The organism is Pseudomonas sp. FJ2-5-13 (assembly GCF_029201605.1).
Classification (GTDB): Bacteria; Pseudomonadota; Gammaproteobacteria; order Pseudomonadales; family Pseudomonadaceae; genus Aquipseudomonas; species Aquipseudomonas lactis.
Genome location: NZ_CP104045.1, coordinates 5799019 through 5816883 on the forward strand (window position 1 = coordinate 5799019; position 17865 = coordinate 5816883).

The following is a 17865-nucleotide window of genomic DNA, read 5'->3' on the forward strand; positions in this document are numbered from 1 at the left end:
CTGTGACGAAAGGAATGAGCGTAGTCACGCGTCAATTTTTGTTACTTAACTGATACTTATGCCATAAAAACCACACAAACTCGACGCAAAAAAAATGGCGCCCCCTGGGGGGCGCCATTTTTTTGGACCAGAAACGCAGTATTTACTTACGTTTCATCGACAGGAAGAACTCGTCGTTGGTCTTGGTGGTTTTCAGCTTGTCGATCAAAAACTCGATGGCAGCGACTTCGTCCATCGGGTGCAGCAGCTTGCGCAGGATCCACATACGCTGCAGTTCGTCGTCTGCGGTCAGCAACTCTTCGCGGCGGGTGCCGGAACGGTTGATGTTGATCGCAGGGAACACACGCTTTTCAGCGATGCGACGATCCAAAGGCAGTTCCATGTTGCCGGTACCCTTGAACTCTTCGTAGATCACTTCGTCCATCTTCGAGCCGGTTTCAACCAGCGCGGTGGCGATAATGGTCAGCGAGCCGCCTTCTTCGATGTTGCGCGCAGCGCCGAAGAAACGCTTCGGTTTCTCCAGGGCATGAGCATCGACACCACCGGTCAGCACCTTGCCGGAGCTCGGGATCACGGTGTTGTAGGCACGGGCCAGACGGGTGATGGAGTCGAGCAGGATCACCACGTCTTTCTTGTGCTCGACCAGGCGCTTGGCCTTTTCGATCACCATTTCGGCAACCTGCACGTGACGGGTTGGCGGCTCATCGAACGTCGAGGCAACCACTTCGCCGCGCACGGTGCGCTGCATTTCGGTCACTTCTTCCGGACGCTCATCGATCAACAGCACGATCAGATGAACTTCAGGGTTGTTACGCGCAATGTTCGCGGCGATGTTCTGCAGCATGATGGTCTTGCCAGCTTTGGGCGGGGCGACGATCAGGCCACGCTGGCCTTTGCCGATTGGAGCGCAGAGGTCGATCACACGGCCGGTCAAGTCTTCGGTGGAGCCGTTACCGGCTTCCATCTTCATGCGCACGGTCGGGAACAGCGGAGTCAGGTTCTCGAAGAGAATCTTGTTTTTCGCGTTCTCGGGGCGATCGAAGTTGATCGTGTCGACCTTGAGCAGGGCGAAGTAACGCTCGCCTTCCTTCGGAGGACGGATCTTGCCAACGATGGTGTCACCGGTGCGCAAGTTGAAGCGACGGATCTGGCTCGGCGAGACGTAGATATCGTCTGGGCCGGCGAGATAGGACGCGTCTGCAGAGCGGAGGAAGCCGAAGCCGTCCTGGAGAATCTCCAGCACGCCATCACCGGAGATTTCCTCGCCGCTTTTCGCGTGCTTCTTGAGCAGGGAGAAAATCACGTCCTGCTTGCGCGAACGGGCCATATTTTCTATGCCCATTTCTTCGGCCAGTTGGAGCAGGTCGGTAATCGGCTTTTGCTTGAGTTCAGTCAGATTCATATAGGAATGACGTAATCATTTATGGAGGGGGGAAATTAAGCTTTTGGCTTAATGAGGCCGCGCCGCAGAGAAGGCGACAGGATCGCGTACTAATCGAAAAGGAATGCGTCGGCGACGGCTTGCAGGGGGCAGTGGAGAAACCACTGCGGGGCCGAATGTACCACCTGGATTTCGGAGCGTCTAGCCCTGTTTTACGAAAAAGCCCCGCAATTTGCGGGGCTTTTTTGACGACGCTTAGAGGCTTGCGTCGAGGAAAGCTTGCAGTTGGGACTTCGACAGCGCGCCCACTTTGGTCGCTTCGACATTGCCATTCTTGAACAGCATCAGAGTCGGGATACCACGCACGCCATGCTTGGCCGGGGTTTCCTGGTTCTCGTCGATGTTCAGCTTGGCGATGGTCAGTTTGCCTGCGTAAGTGGTTGCAATGTCGTCCAGGACCGGAGCGATCATTTTGCAAGGGCCGCACCATTCAGCCCAGTAGTCAACCAGCACCGGGCCGTCAGCCTTGAGGACTTCGGCTTCAAAGGACGCGTCGGTGACGTGCTTGATAAGATCGCTGCTCATGGATGTCTCCGGATTGTAAGCAAAAAAAACGTTGCCCATCATAGCTGCCCTTCCCCTGTTCAGGAAGCCGCGTCTGATTGAGTCTTGCTATGAACTTGAATGAGTGTGGGTATGACCCCGTCACGGCGTAGCGGGCGTCACGAACGCGATGCCCGTGCGCAACGCTGCATTACGTATATGTTCCTGCATGGTTTTCTGCGCCGCCGTACTGCTGCGGCGGGCCAGGGCGCGCAGGATTCTGCGATGTTCCTGCCAGGTCTCCATGGCCCGCTCCGGCCGGATGAACGGTAGCTTCTGACTTTCCAGAAACACCTCGGCACTGGCGCTGAGGATGCTCACCATGGCCTGGTTACCGCTGGCCAGCAGAATGCGCTGGTGAAACTCGAAGTCCAGGCGGGCAGCCGCTTCGAAGTCGCCCGCCTTGAGCACTTTGCGCATGGCTTGAACATTGTCTTGCAGGCTGTCCAGTGCATCGAGGGTTAGTGTCACCGCTGCCAAGCCCGCCGCAAACCCCTCCAAGGCGTAGCGCAACTGGAAGATATCCGGCGGCGTGGCCTGCGCCGCAAAGGGCCAGGCGAACCCCGGCGCCTCTTGCATGTCCTGCACGAACACGCCCTTGCCCGGCTGCACGCTGACCACGCCCAAGGCGCTGAGGGACGACAGCGCCTCGCGCAACGACGCCCGGCTCACCCCCAATTGCAGCGCCAGGTCGCGCTGGGACGGCAACGCGTCGCCCGGCCCGAAGCCTTGCTCCTTGATCAGTTTGCGGATGGCCTGCAAGGCCGCTTCCGGTACGGCTTGGGCAATCGAATTCATAAAAAGCTCTGGGTTCCAGATAGCGGTGTGACCCGTTGTAAAACTATTCAGGGCCGGCTGCAAGCCACGCCCCAAAGGGGCTCGCCGCTTTTTGTCGACGCTCGAAAAGGGTGCGAAAAACCTGACCACTGTTCAGACCAGTAAGACCTGTGCACCTCAACAAACATCAGCCTTGCAGACGATCCGAACGGTGCTGGCATGGGCTGTGCACTGGGCAAACTCAGAAAATTCCTTCGCCATTTTCGGAGAGTTGCCATGACCAAGCGCTACAGCGCCCTGCTCACTGCCCTGTTTGCCAGCCTGATGCTGAGCCAGGCACCCGCCCAGGCGAATGGTCTGGATGACATCGTCGCCCGTGGCACCCTGAAGGTTGCCGTGCCCCAGGACTTCCCACCCTTTGGTTCGGTGGGCCCGGACATGAAGCCACGCGGTCTGGACATCGACACCGCCAAGCTGCTGGCCGACCAACTCAAGGTCAAGCTGGAACTGACGCCGGTAAACAGTACCAACCGCATCCCGTTCCTCACCACTGGCAAGGTCGACCTGGTGATTTCCAGCCTGGGCAAGAACCCCGAGCGCGCCAAGGTCATCGACTTCTCCAACGCCTACGCACCGTTCTACCTTGCCGTGTTTGGGCCGCCTGATGCTGCCATCGCCAGCCTCGACGACCTCAAGGGCAAGACCATCAGCGTAACCCGTGGCGCCATCGAGGATATCGAGCTGACCGCGGTGGCCCCCAAGGAAGCCACCATCAAGCGTTTTGAAGACAACAACTCCACCATCGCTGCCTACCTGGCCGGCCAGGTGGACCTGATCGCCAGCGGCAACGTGGTCATGGTGGCCATCAGCGAACGCAACCCCAAACGCGTACCGGCACTGAAGGTGAAACTCAAGGACTCGCCGGTGTACGTGGGCGTGAACAAGAACGAGCCGGCGCTGTTGGAAAAGGTCAACCAGATCCTGGTGGCAGCCAAGGCTGACGGCAGCCTGGGGAAAAACGCGATGCAGTGGCTCAAAGAACCGCTGCCTGCCGACCTCTGACGCGGAGCTCAAAGATGGCCTATCAATTCGACTTTGTGCCGGTGCTGGCCAATACCGACCTGCTCCTGCGCGGCGCGCTGTTCACCCTTGAACTGACGGCCATTGGCGCCATCCTCGGCGTGGCCCTGGGCACTGTCGGCGCGGTAGTACGGGCGTGGAAGATCCAGCCGTTTGCATGGTTCTTTGGAGTGTATGTCGAGTTGATCCGCAACACGCCGTTCCTGGTGCAACTGTTTTTTATCTTCTTCGGCCTGCCGTCCCTGGGGTTGAAAATCACCGAGTGGCAAGCCGCCGTGCTGGCGATGGTGATTAACCTGGGGGCGTACTCCACCGAGATCATCCGTGCGGGCATCCAGGCCATCCCACGCGGGCAACTGGAGGCGGCCGCGGCGCTGGCAATGACGCGCTTCGAGGCGTTCCGCCATGTGGTGCTGCTACCGGCCCTGGGCAAGGTGTGGCCGGCCCTGAGCAGCCAGATCATCATCGTGATGCTCGGTTCGGCGGTGTGTTCGCAGATCGCCACTGAAGAGCTGAGCTTTGCCGCCAACTTTATCCAGTCGCGTAATTTCCGCGCCTTTGAAACCTATGCCCTGACCACCCTGGTGTACCTGTGCATGGCGCTGATGATTCGCCAATTGCTCAACTGGATCGGCCGACGGTTTGTCATGAGGAACAGCCGATGAGTGATTTTTCGTTCTGGGACATCGTGCGCAACCTGCTGACCAGCCTGCAATGGACGCTGCTGCTGTCATTGGTGGCGTTTGTGGGCGGCGGCCTGATCGGCTTACTGGTGATGACCCTGCGCATCAGCCGCAAAGCGTTCCCACGCAATATGGCCCGCACCTATATCGAACTGTTCCAGGGCACGCCGCTGCTGATGCAGCTGTTTTTGGTGTTTTTCGGCGTTGCCCTGCTTGGCGTGGACATATCGCCCTGGCTGGCAGCGGCGATTGCCTTGACCCTGTTTACCAGCGCCTACCTGGCTGAAATATGGCGCGGCTGCGTCGACTCCATTGCCCACGGCCAATGGGAAGCCTCGGCCAGCCTGGCCCTCAACCCGCTTGAACAACTGCGCTATGTGATCCTGCCACAGGCATTGCGTATTGCTGTCGCGCCGACGGTGGGCTTTTCGGTGCAGGTGGTCAAAGGCACCGCCGTGACCTCGATCATCGGCTTCACCGAACTGACCAAGACGGGCGGCATGCTCGCCAACGCCACCTTTGAGCCCTTCATGGTCTATGGCCTGGTGGCCCTCGGTTACTTTTTGCTCTGTTATCCCTTGTCCCTCAGTGCGCGCTACCTGGAAAGGAGACTGCATGCCTCTGCTTAGAATTTCTGCCCTGCATAAGTATTACGGCGATCACCACGTACTCAAGGGCATCGACCTGACGGTGGACGAAGGCCAGGTGGTGGCGATCATCGGCCGCAGCGGCTCGGGCAAGTCCACCTTGCTGCGCACCCTCAATGGCCTGGAGTCGATCAACGACGGCGTCATCGAAGTCGATGGCGAATACCTCGACGCCGCCCGCGCCGACCTGCGCAGCCTGCGGCAAAAGGTCGGCATGGTCTTCCAGCAATTCAACCTGTTCCCGCACCTGACCGTGGGCGAGAACGTGATGCTGGCGCCGCAAGTGGTGCAAAAAGTGCCCAAGGCCAAGGCCGCCGTATTGGCCAGGCAGATGCTGGACCGGGTCGGGCTGGGCGAGAAGTTCGACGCCTTTCCCGATCGCCTGTCCGGCGGCCAGCAACAGCGCGTCGCCATTGCCCGCGCCCTGGCCATGTCGCCCAAGGTGTTGCTGTGCGATGAGATCACCTCGGCCCTGGACCCCGAACTGGTCAATGAAGTGCTGAGCGTGGTGCGCCAACTGGCCCAGGACGGCATGACCCTGATCATGGTGACTCACGAAATGCGTTTTGCCCGTGAGGTCGGCGACAAGCTGGTGTTCATGCACCAGGGCAAGGTGCATGAAACCGGTGACCCGAAGGTGTTGTTCGCCAACCCGCAAACAGTCGAGCTCGCCAACTTCATTGGCTCGGTGGAACAGCTTGGCTGATCAGTTCGAAACTGCCCTGCCCTTCAAGGCGCGCCTCCCCGCGCACCATCAACGCATCGAAGGGCAGTTCGGTGTCGATAGCGACCTGGGCGGTGAGTCGCCGCCCTGTCACCGGCACACCTGCGGCGCGCGCAATCAAGGCCTGGCCGGGTAACAACTGGCCTTTGGCCGACTCATCAGGTGCTTGAGCAGACACCCAGCCGACAGCTCGCCCGTCGACCTGGGCATGCTTGAGATGCAAGCGAAAACGCCCCTCACGACCAAACCGAAACCCCTGCCCATCGGCAGGCGCTGCGACAAAACGCAGGGCCATTGCCGCCGGCTCAACGCAGAGCACAGTCAGGTTGAACGTGCGAGTGGCCAGCACCACAGCGGCGTTTTCGACCACTGCATCGCGGCGTATTGCGCCATAGTCGATGTGCGACTGGCTCAGCGATAGCCGACAGTTTTCAGCTTGCGCATCGAGCGTTGCCAGCAGCATGCAAGAGAGCGCCAAGGGCAGGCTGGTACGCTTAACCACCCTGGCATACCGCCGATGCAGCTTCATAGAATTTGTCATTGTCGGGCTTGGCCTCGGGGTCGATGTGCAACAGGCAAGTGGAAGAGTCGGGCAATGAAACCCTCAGGTTTTGCGACTCGGAGACGTCGTTGAGAAAAATCATGCCCTCGCCCACCACGCTGGTGACAAAGCGATTGTCCTTGCCGAACACCGAGGCGCCCTGAGGCAATGGCCGGCCGTGCTGATCATTGGCGGTCACCAGCATCCGGCGTACTTTCACCACGTCAAAATCCACGTGATTGAATGAGCCTCGGCCCGCCGAAATGACCTGGGTGCCGTTTTTCAGGTCTACCTGCTTGGGCAACGAAGGGGTCTGTACCTGGACGCGGCTGTTGGTGTAGGCCGGCAAGCCGGCGATCACCGCCTGGCCGCTGAAGTCGGTCCATACCGGGCCTTGTGGCGTCTCGACTTTCGCCGAGCCGATATCGCCGACCGAGACGATGCCAAACGTGTCCTGCACGCTGTACGGCGAAAAGGTCAGCCCGCCGTCGTGAGCCACCACGCCCCCCTGCAACTGGCCTGTGTAGCTGCTACCCAACGGGTCGCGGCTGACGCCCAGGCCCACTCGTGCATAGCGTGGCAACACGTCCACTTGCCCACGCAACGATTGCTCCCGGGCTCGCATGTCACGCTCCACAGCCACTTCGTAGTTCACATACTCGTTGACCCGTTCGCTCAGTGCAGTGCCGGCGGTAAATTGCTCCCCCCGGCGGCTGGTGTAGCTGCTCACACGGCGATCGCCGCCCAGGGGCACACTGACCTGCAACCGCAGGGACACGTCGTTATCTACCGCACGATCACGCCGGCTACCGGCATAGTTGGCGTCACGGCGAGCCCGTGAGCCGCCCACTTGGGAGTCAGCGATCAGTGCCACATCGGCCCGGCCAAACGACTTGTTCCATGAGGCAAACACATGCTCGCTGGTTTGCCCGCCAAATTGCGCGCTGCGGGTGTAATTCAAAGAAAAGACGCCCAGCGTGGGTTCGGCCCAGCTCACGCCCGCGGTGTACTGGTTTTTGAAGTGCGAATTGAGATCATCGGCCCTGAGCGACTGGCCCACCTCCGTGACTTCGCGATAACCACGCGTCTGCGTGGTGGCGCTGAGGTTGACGTCGATATTGGCCCCGACCGGGCTGCTCAGTGACAGGCTGCTGCGTGAGCCGGACACGGCCTTATGGCTGTCCCGGGACAGGTTATGGCGTGCGTTGACAGAAACCCGCTGGAAAAACACGCTGCTCAGGGTGCCCCCTGCCGCCCAATAGTCATCGGTACTCAACAAGCCAAAACCCGCAGACGAGTGGCTCCCCAGCCCCCAGGTGCCACTGGCCATGGCGATCACCGGGGATGGCCCTTCCTCACCCGCCGCTCTGCGCAGTTCGCCCACCGATAAATAGTAACCAGGCGCCGCCGGGGCAGCCCCCGCGAATGATGCCGCCGGTACCACGAAACTGCGCTTGGCGCCCCGCACATCAATCACGCTGACCTCAAGGTCGCTGGTGGCGTTGAGCAGGGGCAAGCCCGCCAGCCGGAACGGTCCTTCAGGCACCAACGTACTGTGGACCAACACACCGGACTGGCGTATTTCGACCCGCGATTGGCTTTGGGCCAACCCCTCGACCACGGCGAGATTGCCGCCTGCGGGTGTTCTGGACTGCCCATCGGGGGAGAACTGCACGCCCGATAGTTGGATCCCGCCAAACAGCGGGTTATTACTGGAGAGCTGGCCTGCCTGGAACGTCGAACGCAACGCGGCGATATCCCGCTGGGCATAAGCGTGCAAGTGTTCGGTACGGGTCTGGCCGTTGTCCGACACGTAGAACTGGCGGCTGCGGACAATCCAATCGTCGAGGTTGAAACCCGCTTCAGTGTGGGCCGACACGAACCGGCTGGGTCCGCTGCGCGAATGGCTGTCGTAACCCAGCACGTCATAGTTGAACAACGCTGCCGCGCCACCCTGGGAAAAATCCCCGCTATCCCACTCGGGTTCGCGCAAGGCCTGGGTCGGCACCACCAACACCACTTCGTCGGTACCGGGACGCAGGCGCACCATCGTCGCTGGAAATGCGCCGAGAAAATCATGACAGGCCTGGTCTGGCCGGGCGCCTGGCTGCAGGATTGCGCCGGGTTTCACCAGCCCGGCCTTCTCCAGTAACCCAGGGGTGAAACATAACTCCCCCTGTGGACCAAAACGAGCATCCACCCGCCCAAGCGGGTTGCCATTGACCCGCAACCCCACCACCTGGACACCTTCGCGAAAGCGCGCCGCACTGCGAAAGTAATCGGCAACCTTGGGGTCTATGCCGTGGGTGGTGAGGGCCGCCAGGTCAAACCCTTCACCGAGTTCCAGTGCGGTCGCGATACCAGGCAAACTCCAGAGCGCCGCGAAGCCGATGGACAACTTGGACCGACCGGGCCAGGCAGTACCAGCGATGCCCCGCCTCGAAGGGATCATGAACCGATCAACCTTCATCGGTGGTGACCGGCGCTCGGTAGTTATCTACCGAAAAACCGTAGACCGTGGCGGGCTGGATCTCTACGTGAGCCACATTGCCCAACGGACCTTCGCCCTTCGCCACCAACGCCTCACCTGGCAAAATGTAAGTGCGCGGCAATGTCGCCAGTGTGCCTTGTGGCAGCAGTTGCACATCCGGCGCCAGGCGCACTACATAGGCGCTGTCGTTGTGGACGCTGAGCCCGTCCCCGACGCGCTTCCACGTCAACAACTCCCAGGGCGTGTGGTGCCGTGGCAGGCCTTGCGGGTGCAGGATCAGCGGCAAATTCTGTCGCAGGGTGATGCCGATGGTCGCACCACCGGCAGCACGCGCCTGGGGTATGCCCTCGAACGACACGCGCTTGAGCCGCTGGGTCTTGAGCGGCTGTTTCAGGGTGCTGATAAAACGCACCAGCTGGGTGTCGCCTGCCTCCACACGGGTAACCGGCGGTGTGACAATCAGTAGCGGCTCCAGGTCTTCAGGCACATTCTCAACAACGGAATGCAGCAGCGCCGGCCCCGCATCGGTGTTCTTGATACTAAGAGTAGCTTCGCCGTCCTCTTCATAAAGCACCACCACTGTCGTTTCCGGCAACATACCGTCGGCGGCGGCAACAGTACTGAAAAACAGATGCCACAACAGCGCACAACTTATTAAAAACCCACGCACTCAGTATTCCCCTCACTCATGCCGTTGACGATTGGTAATTACGCGCCCATAGAAAAACAGCCAATAAGAAAGGGTCAGTTTCTTGATCGGCTGTTTTGGGTTATTTAGATGTAGCTCAATACAAGCGTGGCGCGCCCATCAATGGAAATGTCGCGGCTTAAATCCAGATCCTGAGCCTTATTGATCACCGCTTTCACCGCAAGCGTGCCGGTCAATTGGCTGATAGCGGCAGGGGTAATCGCCGCTCCATTACGCCAGGAGTACTGGCTGGGCGACTGGGCCACCTTGCCATCGCTGTTGTACCAGGCCCCAAGGCCGGTGCGCATGATCGGAAACAGCGTCGTGCCGGACGACCTGAGGTCCCTGAGAGTGACCGAATAGCCACCGGTACGCCGGGCGCCCACCATACCCAAACCATAGTTCTGTGCTTCGGTGAAGCCCGCGCCGAGGATGCCCGTCACCTTGCTGCCCGCTTGCAAATCGGTAAACGTGAGCCCGAACCTGGCAGGCGTGGTGCCGCAATTGATCACCAGCGAAGTGGTCCTCTCTTCGCGCGGGTTGAATGCCGTGCGGGACAACTCACCCGAGCGAATCGTGCCGTAGTCGATGATGCCACTGCCCGCCAGGCTGAGGTTGCAGGCAGCCGGTGTAATCGTGCCCCTGACGACCAACTGCGCACTGGTGGTTGCCTGGGCATTGAGGGCCGCAGCCAGGCACGCCATACCGACGGTTAATCCAATAATCTTTTTCATTGTTCGTCCTGTCATTTGGAATTAACAGGCGTTCTTTATTTCGGTTCTGGCGACTCCATCGCCCAACACCTTATTTTCCGTAATACAAAACTATAAATAAATAACACCCAGGCAAAATTGCCGACTGACAGTCTGGTGCCTGGGTGCTTGGTAAAAAAATCAGACAACACGGTATTTACTGTGGCCTCTATTAAGTCTGGAAGCGACTTTATTCCACCAGCAAAGTAGTCCTCTACCTGCAACCGAATCATCTACTACCCCGATTACTTGTAGGCAGTGTCGTACGCAACTTACGACGACATACAGTTAAAACGTCTTACAGTATCGGATTACCTATTCGCTTAAAGTGCGCGAAGCCGCCCTACACTTCCCAGATATTTCCCCGCGGGCAACATCGGGCCAATTACCGAAGCACAACGCGTTGGCGTCAGCGGTCGATCGTGGCACGATGGCAAGGTTATCGACCGAGATCCCCAAACCATGCCGCAATCCCAAGCCAAGAATCTGTCCTTGATCGCCGCCATCGACCTGGGCTCCAACAGCTTTCATATGGTCGTGGCCAAGGCCCAGAACGGCGAGATCCGCATCCTTGAGCGGCTCGGCGAGAAAGTGCAACTGGCCGCCGGGATCGACGACGAGCGCAAGCTCAATGAAGAATCCATGCAGCGCGGGCTCGATTGCCTCAAGCGTTTCGCCCAGTTGATCAACGGCATGCCCCCTGGCGCGGTGCGTATCGTAGGCACCAACGCCTTGCGCGAAGCGCGCAACCGCAACGAGTTCATCCATCGCGCCGAGGAAATCCTCGGGCATCCGGTGGAAGTCATCTCGGGCCGTGAAGAGGCGCGCCTGATCTACCTCGGCGTGTCTCACACCCTGGCCGATACGCCCGGCAAACGCCTGGTGGCCGACATTGGCGGCGGCAGCACCGAGTTCATCATCGGCCAGCGTTTCGAACCACTGCTGCGTGAAAGCCTGCAGATGGGGTGCGTGAGTTTCACCCAGCGTTATTTCAAGGATGGCAAGATCACCCCGGCGCGCTATGCCCAGGCCTACACCGCAGCGCGCCTGGAAATCATGAGCATCGAACATGCCCTGCACCGCCTGACCTGGGATGAAGCCATCGGCTCGTCCGGCACCATCCGTGCCATTGGCCTGGCCTTGAAAGCCGGCGGCCATGGCACCGGCGAGGTGAACGCCGAAGGCCTGGCGTGGCTCAAGCGCAAGCTGTTCAAGCTGGGGGATGCAGAGAAAATCGACTTCGACGGCATCAAGCCCGACCGTCGCGCCATTTTCCCTGCGGGCCTGGCGATTCTCGAAGCGATCTTCGACGCTCTCGAACTGCAACGCATGGACCACTGTGACGGCGCCCTGCGCGAAGGTGTGCTCTACGACCTGCTGGGCCGTCATCACCATGAAGACGTGCGCGAGCGCACCCTCAGCTCGCTGATGGAGCGTTACCACGTCGACCTGGAACAAGCCGCCCGTGTGGAGCGCAAAGCCTTGCACGCCTTTGACCAGGTGGCCGAGGACTGGGACCTGGAAGACGGCGTCTGGCGCGAGCTATTGGGCTGGGCAGCCAAGGTGCACGAAGTGGGCCTGGACATCGCCCACTACCATTACCACAAGCACGGCGCCTACCTGATCGAACACTCGGACCTGGCCGGTTTCTCACGGGAAGACCAGCAAATGCTCGCGCTGTTGGTGCGCGGTCATCGTCGCAATATTCCCAAGGACAAGTTTGCCGAGTTCGGTAAAGACGGCATCAAGCTGATCCGCCTGTGTGCGCTGCTGCGCTTTGCAATCCTGTTCCACCACATCCGTGGCACCCAGGAAATGCCTCAGGTCAAACTGCGCGCCGATGGCGACAGCCTGGAAGTGATGTTCCCCAAAGGCTGGCTGGATGAAAACCAGCTGACCCAGGCGGACTTCGCCCAGGAAGCGGAATGGCTGACGCGCGTAGGGTTCAGCCTGAACCTGCGCTAAAGCACACTGCAAAACAAATGTGGGAGCGGGCTTGCTCGCGAAGGCGGTGTGTCAGTCACCAGATGCATTGACTGACACACCGCCTTCGCGAGCAAGCCCGCTCCCACATGAAATTGCGTATGCCTGAGCTAGTTCACCGCAAGAATCGGGCTACCCAACTTCTCCAACAACGTCGCCTGCGCGCTGCGCGGGTTCTGGTTGCCGGTCGGGGTATTACGCACGTAGCGCCCATCCGACTGCAAGCTCCAGCTGTGGGTGTTGTCGGTCAGGTAGCTTTCCAGCTCCTTCTTGACCCGCATGATCAACTTCTTGCCTTCCACCGGGAAGCAGGTCTCCACGCGCTTGTCGAGGTTGCGCTCCATCCAGTCGGCGCTGGAGAGGAACATCTGCTCTTCGCCACCGTTGAGGAAGTAGAACACGCGGGTGTGCTCCAGGAAGCGGCCAATGATCGAGCGCACGTGGATGTTATGCGACACGCCCACAATGCCGGGGCGCAGGCAGCACATGCCACGCACCACCAGGTCGATGCGCACACCGGACTGGCTGGCCTTGTACAACGCGCGGATGATCTTCGGGTCGGTCAGCGAGTTGAACTTGGCGATGATGTGCGCAGGTTTGCCATCAAGGGCGAACTGGGTCTCACGGGCAATCATGTCGAGCATGCCCTTCTTGAGCGTGAACGGCGCGTGCAGCAGTTTCTTCATGCGCAAGGTCTTGCCCATGCCGATCAACTGGCTGAACAATTTGCCGACGTCTTCGCACAGCGCGTCGTCGGACGTCAGCAAACTGTAGTCGGTGTAGAGCTTGGCGTTGCCGGCGTGATAGTTGCCGGTACCCAAATGGGCGTAGCGCACGATCTCACCGGCTTCACGGCGCAGGATCAGCATCATCTTGGCGTGGGTCTTGAAGCCGACCACGCCGTAGATCACCACCGCACCGGCCGCTTGCAAGCGGCTGGCCAGTTGCAGGTTGGACTCTTCGTCGAAACGTGCACGCAGCTCGATCACCGCGGTGACTTCCTTGCCGTTACGCGCCGCATCCACCAGCGCATCGACGATTTCCGAGTTGGCGCCGCTGCGGTACAGGGTCTGGCGCACGGCCAGCACATGCGGGTCTTTGGCGGCCTGGCGCAACAGGTCAACCACCGGGGTGAACGACTCGAAGGGGTGCAGCAGCAGGATGTCCTGCTTGCTCACCACGCTGAAGATGTTCTCGCTGTTTTGCAAAAGTTTCGGGATCTGCGGGGTGAACGGCTTGTATTGCAACTCCGGGTGGCTGTCCAAGCCGGTGATGCTGAACAGGCGCGTCAGGTTCACGGGGCCGTTGACCTGGTACAGCTCCGACTCTGCCAGGTTGAACTGCTTGAGCAGGTAGTCCGACAGGTGTTTGGGGCAGGTGTCCGCCACTTCCAGGCGCACCGCGTCGCCGTAGCGCCGTGAGAACAGCTCGCCACGCAGGGCACGGGCCAAGTCTTCGACGTCTTCGGAGTCCAGCGCCAGGTCGGCGTTACGGGTCAGGCGGAACTGATAGCAGCCCTTGACCTTCATGCCCTGGAACAGGTCATCGGCGTGCGCGTGGATCATCGACGACAGGAATACATAGTTGTCGCCAGCGCCACCCACCTCTTCCGGTACTTTGATGATGCGTGGCAACAGACGCGGCGCCGGGATGATCGCCAGGCCCGAGTCGCGGCCAAAGGCGTCGATACCTTCAAGCTCGACGATGAAGTTGAGGCTCTTGTTCACCAGCAAGGGGAACGGGTGCGTCGGGTCGAGGCCGATAGGCGTGATGATCGGCGAAATCTCGTCCCGGAAGTAACGGCGTACCCAGGTCTTGATCTTGGCGGTCCAGTGACGACGACGAATGAAGCGAACCTGATGCTTTTCCAGTTCCGGCAGCAGGATATCGTTGAGGATCGCGTACTGGCGGTCCACATGGCCGTGCACCAGTTCACTGATGCGCGCCAGGGCCTGGTGCGGTTGCAGGCCGTCGGCACCGGCTTGTTCACGGGCGAAGGTGATCTGCTTCTTGAGGCCGGCAACACGGATCTCGAAGAACTCGTCCAGGTTGCTGGAGAAGATCAGCAGGAATTTCAGCCGCTCCAGCAAGGGGTAGGACTCATCCAGCGCCTGCTCCAGCACGCGGATGTTGAATTGCAGTTGTGACAGCTCGCGGTGGATGTACAGACTGCTGTCATCCAGGTTGGTGACCACGGGCACTGGCGCCGGCGCAGGTGCTTCGGCCACCACCGCAGGCGGTGCGGGCTCCAGCTCCGGCGGGGTCTGGGCGACTTGTTCAACCACCGGGTGAGCGTCTTTTACGGCAACTTCTGAGAGTCCTTCGGTATTCATCGAGTGTTCCTGTGAGGGCTATTGTTGCTCTCTAAGCAATTGGGCGGCGCGGGCGGCGAAGTAGGTCAGAATGCCATCAGCGCCGGCACGTTTAAAGGCAGTCAGGGATTCGAGGATCACCCCTTCACTCAACCAACCATTCTGGATTGCCGCCATGTGCATGGCGTATTCACCGCTGACCTGATAGACAAAGGTCGGCACTTTGAATTCCTCTTTGACCCGGTAAAGAATGTCCAGGTAGGGCATCCCCGGCTTGACCATCACCATATCGGCGCCTTCGGCCAGGTCGGCTGCCACTTCGTGCAGGGCCTCTTGGCTGTTGGCCGGGTCCATCTGGTACGAGGCCTTGTTGGCCTTGCCCAGGTTCAGCGCCGAGCCTACCGCATCGCGGAATGGGCCGTAGTAGGCGCTGGCGTATTTGGCCGAGTAGGCCATGATCCGTACATTGACGTGGCCAGCCAGCTCAAGGGCTTCGCGGATCGCCTGGATGCGTCCGTCCATCATGTCAGACGGTGCAACCACCTGGGCGCCTGCCGCGGCGTGGGACAACGCCTGCTTGACCAGTGCATCGACGGTGATGTCGTTCTGAACATAACCGTCTTCGTCAAGAATGCCATCCTGGCCGTGAGTGGTGAACGGGTCCAGCGCCACGTCGGTGATCACCCCCAGTTCCGGGAAGCGCTCGCGCAGGGCACGGGTGGCACGCTGGGCAATCCCTTCGGGGTTCCAGGCTTCAGCGGCGTCCAGGGACTTGAGTTCCGCCGGAGTCACCGGAAACAGCGCCAGCGCCGGAATGCCCAACTCGACCCAATTCGCCGCTTCTTCAAGCAACAAATCAATGGTCAGACGCTCCACACCCGGCATCGACGCCACCGCTTCCCGACGATTTTCACCGTCAAGCACGAAAACCGGCAGGATCAGATCATTCGTGGTCAGTACATTTTCACGTACCAGGCGACGAGAAAAATCATCACGACGATTGCGACGCAGACGGGTGGCGGGGAACAGGCGATTGGCAGGGGTAAAGCTCACGACAGACTCCTGAGCCCGTGTTTACGGGCGAGCGTTGCAGTTATAAGCGGCCATTATGACGAATGAATGACAGTTGTGCTTATCGACGCGACCTGTAGTCCCATTCGTCATTTGCGTAGGAATTGTTCACTTCGTGACACATCTCGATACTTTCATGAATCTTCGTGAAGGCGTAGGCTGCGCGTTCATTTCGCCAGCACCCTAGACCATGCTTCAACAATTTCTGCATGACTTCGGCTACTTTGCCCTTTTTCTCGGCACGTTCTTCGAAGGCGAGACCATCCTTGTACTCGCAGGCTTCCTGGCGTTCCGTGGCTACATGGATATCAACCTGGTGGTGGTCGTTGCCTTTTTTGGCAGCTACGCCGGCGACCAGCTCTGGTACTACATGGGGCGCAAGCACGGCCGCAAGTTGCTGGCGCGCAAGCCGCGCTGGCAATTGATGGGCGACAAGGCACTGGAACATATCCGCAAGCATCCGGATATCTGGGTATTGAGTTTCCGCTTCGTCTACGGCTTGCGCACGGTGATGCCCGTGGCGATTGGCTTGTCTGGCTATCCACCGTTGCGCTACCTGGTTCTGAACGGTATTGGCGCGGCGATCTGGGCCGCGGCACTGGGGGCGGCGGCCTATCACTTCGGCGCGGTGCTGGAAGGCATGCTCGGCAGCGTCAAGAAATACGAGCTGTGGGTGCTGGGCGCCTTGTTGGTGCTGGGCTTTGGCCTGTGGCTGCGCCGTCGCTTTAAGAATGCCCGCATCGCCCGCCAAGCCTGTGCCGAGGCCAAGGCTCGGCTGGCCAACGAGCCAGCCCCGGTCGAAACCCCTAAGACGCCAACCGAGTAAGCCGGCTTCTGCAACAGTAGAGGCCGATGATACTGAGCAGGCTGTAGCTCGCCAGGCCCAGCCAGCCCAGGTTGCTGGCGGGCCACAACCCCACCAGCGGCGCCAGCCATACCAACGGCACATTCAGCGCCAGGCGTGCCAGCTCGGCCTTCAGTGCCCATGGCCGATTCTCCAGCGCCACCCCGAGAGTAAACAGCCCCAGCGCCATCGTGCCCCAGCCGAGGACCAGCGCCGAGGTGGGCAAGCCCTCACCGAAATTCATCAGATAGCTACCAAACCCCACATAAGCCGCAAACTGCAAGGCGATGTAGACCTGTTGGCGCACGTCCAGCGGCACCTCGAATTTGCGGAACTGGCTCAGGTCCGGCTTGGCCATCGGGTACTGGGCCTTGACGTCCGCCGGCCGCCAACCGGTGCGCATGAACCAGATGCGCAGCTTGTCCCACCAACGCTCAGTGCGCCGGGCGTCACTCCAGAGCTGCGCATAAAACTGCAGGTTAGCCCACAGCGGGTTCCAGCTGGCCAGGGGTGTGGTCACGCCGAAAATCACCGGTTCGTTGTCGTCTTCCTCCTGGAAGGTGCCGAACAGCCGGTCCCAAATAATGAACACCCCGCCGTAGTTGCGATCCATGTAGAGAGCGTTCTGTGCATGGTGGGCCCGATGATTGGACGGCGTGACGAAAAACCATTCGACCCAGCCGAGCTTGGGAACATGGCGTGTATGGACCCAGAATTGATACAGCAGGTTGAGCGACGCCACGCTGATAAACACCACCAGCGGCACGCCGGCCACCGCCAGCGGCAGGTAGAAGATCCAGCTCAGCAGGAAACCGGTGCTGGTCTGGCGCAAGGCAGTGCTGAGGTTGTAGTCCTCGCTCTGGTGATGCACCGAATGCGCGGCCCACAGGATGTTGCGCTCATGGCCCATGCGGTGCAGCCAGTAGTAGCAAAAGTCATAGAACACAAAGGCGAATACCCAGGTCCAGACGTTTTGGGCTGGCAACTCCAACAGCGCCAGGTGCTTGAGGGCGAACGCGTAGGTCAGCAGGCCCACGCCCTTGGTGAGCAAGCCGGTAGTGGTGGACAGCACGCCGGTGCTTAGGCTGTTGATGGCATCCGCCACTCGGTAGTTGCGCACGCCACGCCAACGGTCGGCCAACAACTCCACCACAATCAGGGCAATAAAAAACGGTACTGCGTAAGGCACAAAGTCCATGGGCTAGTCCGGTCTATTTTTGTTACATCAAGATTAGGTGCAGCGACGTGAGATCCCATTGGCAACAGGTTACAAATTAGTAGACATTTA

16 protein-coding genes are annotated in these 17865 nt (G+C 60.0%); 6 read left to right on the forward strand and 10 right to left on the reverse strand.

Translation table 11 applies throughout. From position 1 onward, the window contains the following. Positions 1 to 142: 142 nt before the first annotated feature. From rho to N2A98_RS25865, 3 genes are all read right to left on the reverse strand, one after another. A complete protein-coding gene (rho, locus tag N2A98_RS25855; RefSeq protein ID WP_003176825.1) occupies positions 143 to 1402 on the reverse strand; it encodes a transcription termination factor Rho in 1260 nt (419 codons plus the stop codon). Between the two features lie 234 nt (positions 1403 to 1636). Continuing rightward, a complete protein-coding gene (gene trxA / locus N2A98_RS25860) occupies positions 1637 to 1966 on the reverse strand; it encodes a thioredoxin TrxA (RefSeq protein ID WP_044269751.1) in 330 nt (109 codons plus the stop codon). A gap of 120 nt (positions 1967 to 2086) precedes the next feature. After that, on the reverse strand, positions 2087 to 2782 hold the full coding sequence (locus tag N2A98_RS25865) for an FCD domain-containing protein (protein ID WP_047712045.1): 696 nt from the start codon (positions 2780 to 2782) through the stop codon (positions 2087 to 2089). 255 nt (positions 2783 to 3037) lie between these two features. On the opposite strand from N2A98_RS25865, the gene N2A98_RS25870 reads away from it, so the two are divergent. The 4 genes from N2A98_RS25870 to N2A98_RS25885 are packed head-to-tail and all read left to right on the forward strand — an operon-like array spanning position 3038 to position 5877. Continuing rightward, positions 3038 to 3823: a transporter substrate-binding domain-containing protein gene (locus tag N2A98_RS25870; RefSeq protein ID WP_044269753.1), complete on the forward strand. Its 786-nt coding sequence runs from the start codon at positions 3038 to 3040 to the stop codon at positions 3821 to 3823. A 14-nt stretch (positions 3824 to 3837) separates the two neighbouring features. Next, on the forward strand, positions 3838 to 4506 hold the full coding sequence (locus tag N2A98_RS25875) for an amino acid ABC transporter permease (RefSeq protein WP_017736949.1): 669 nt from the start codon (positions 3838 to 3840) through the stop codon (positions 4504 to 4506). Beyond that, on the forward strand, positions 4503 to 5153 hold the full coding sequence (locus N2A98_RS25880) for an amino acid ABC transporter permease (RefSeq protein WP_275622801.1): 651 nt from the start codon (positions 4503 to 4505) through the stop codon (positions 5151 to 5153). Before N2A98_RS25875 ends, N2A98_RS25880 begins: the two co-directional genes overlap by 4 nt. After that, entirely contained in the window at positions 5140 to 5877 is a 738-nt protein-coding gene (locus N2A98_RS25885; protein ID WP_275622802.1) for an amino acid ABC transporter ATP-binding protein, read from the forward strand. The genes N2A98_RS25880 and N2A98_RS25885 overlap by 14 nt, the downstream gene beginning before the upstream one ends. Here the strand turns inward: N2A98_RS25885 and N2A98_RS25890 are convergent. The 4 genes from N2A98_RS25890 to N2A98_RS25905 all read right to left on the reverse strand — a co-directional run bounded on the left by N2A98_RS25890 (position 5849) and on the right by N2A98_RS25905 (position 10349). After that, positions 5849 to 6358 (reverse strand): hypothetical protein, encoded by a 510-nt coding sequence (locus N2A98_RS25890; RefSeq protein ID WP_275622803.1) that lies wholly within the window; start codon positions 6356 to 6358, stop codon positions 5849 to 5851. The genes N2A98_RS25885 and N2A98_RS25890 overlap by 29 nt on opposite strands. A gap of 31 nt (positions 6359 to 6389) precedes the next feature. Continuing rightward, on the reverse strand, positions 6390 to 8888 hold the full coding sequence (locus N2A98_RS25895) for a fimbria/pilus outer membrane usher protein (protein ID WP_234454756.1): 2499 nt from the start codon (positions 8886 to 8888) through the stop codon (positions 6390 to 6392). Positions 8889 to 8895: 7 nt separating this feature from the next. Continuing rightward, positions 8896 to 9525 carry a fimbria/pilus chaperone family protein gene (locus N2A98_RS25900; RefSeq protein ID WP_047712271.1) on the reverse strand — a complete coding sequence of 210 codons (630 nt, stop codon included), beginning with the start codon at positions 9523 to 9525 and terminating at the stop codon, positions 8896 to 8898. 176 nt (positions 9526 to 9701) lie between these two features. Further along, positions 9702 to 10349 carry a DUF1120 domain-containing protein gene (locus tag N2A98_RS25905; RefSeq protein WP_078467842.1) on the reverse strand — a complete coding sequence of 216 codons (648 nt, stop codon included), beginning with the start codon at positions 10347 to 10349 and terminating at the stop codon, positions 9702 to 9704. Positions 10350 to 10829: 480 nt separating this feature from the next. On the opposite strand from N2A98_RS25905, the gene ppx reads away from it, so the two are divergent. Next, positions 10830 to 12332, forward strand: coding sequence for an exopolyphosphatase (ppx, locus tag N2A98_RS25910; protein WP_044269760.1), 1503 nt, complete (start codon positions 10830 to 10832; stop codon positions 12330 to 12332). 128 nt (positions 12333 to 12460) lie between these two features. Here ppx and ppk1 read toward each other — a convergent pair whose 3' ends face one another. Then, on the reverse strand, positions 12461 to 14683 hold the full coding sequence (gene ppk1 / locus N2A98_RS25915; RefSeq protein WP_032894587.1) for a polyphosphate kinase 1: 2223 nt from the start codon (positions 14681 to 14683) through the stop codon (positions 12461 to 12463). Positions 14684 to 14701: 18 nt separating this feature from the next. Then, a complete protein-coding gene (gene hemB, locus N2A98_RS25920; protein WP_032894586.1) occupies positions 14702 to 15715 on the reverse strand; it encodes a porphobilinogen synthase in 1014 nt (337 codons plus the stop codon). A 208-nt stretch (positions 15716 to 15923) separates the two neighbouring features. On the opposite strand from hemB, the gene N2A98_RS25925 reads away from it, so the two are divergent. Then, positions 15924 to 16559 carry a DedA family protein gene (locus tag N2A98_RS25925; RefSeq protein ID WP_032894585.1) on the forward strand — a complete coding sequence of 212 codons (636 nt, stop codon included), beginning with the start codon at positions 15924 to 15926 and terminating at the stop codon, positions 16557 to 16559. On the opposite strand, the gene N2A98_RS25930 is transcribed toward N2A98_RS25925, so the two are convergent. Further along, a complete protein-coding gene (locus N2A98_RS25930) occupies positions 16540 to 17775 on the reverse strand; it encodes a sterol desaturase family protein (protein WP_153474425.1) in 1236 nt (411 codons plus the stop codon). The genes N2A98_RS25925 and N2A98_RS25930 overlap by 20 nt on opposite strands. Positions 17776 to 17865 lie beyond the last annotated feature (90 nt).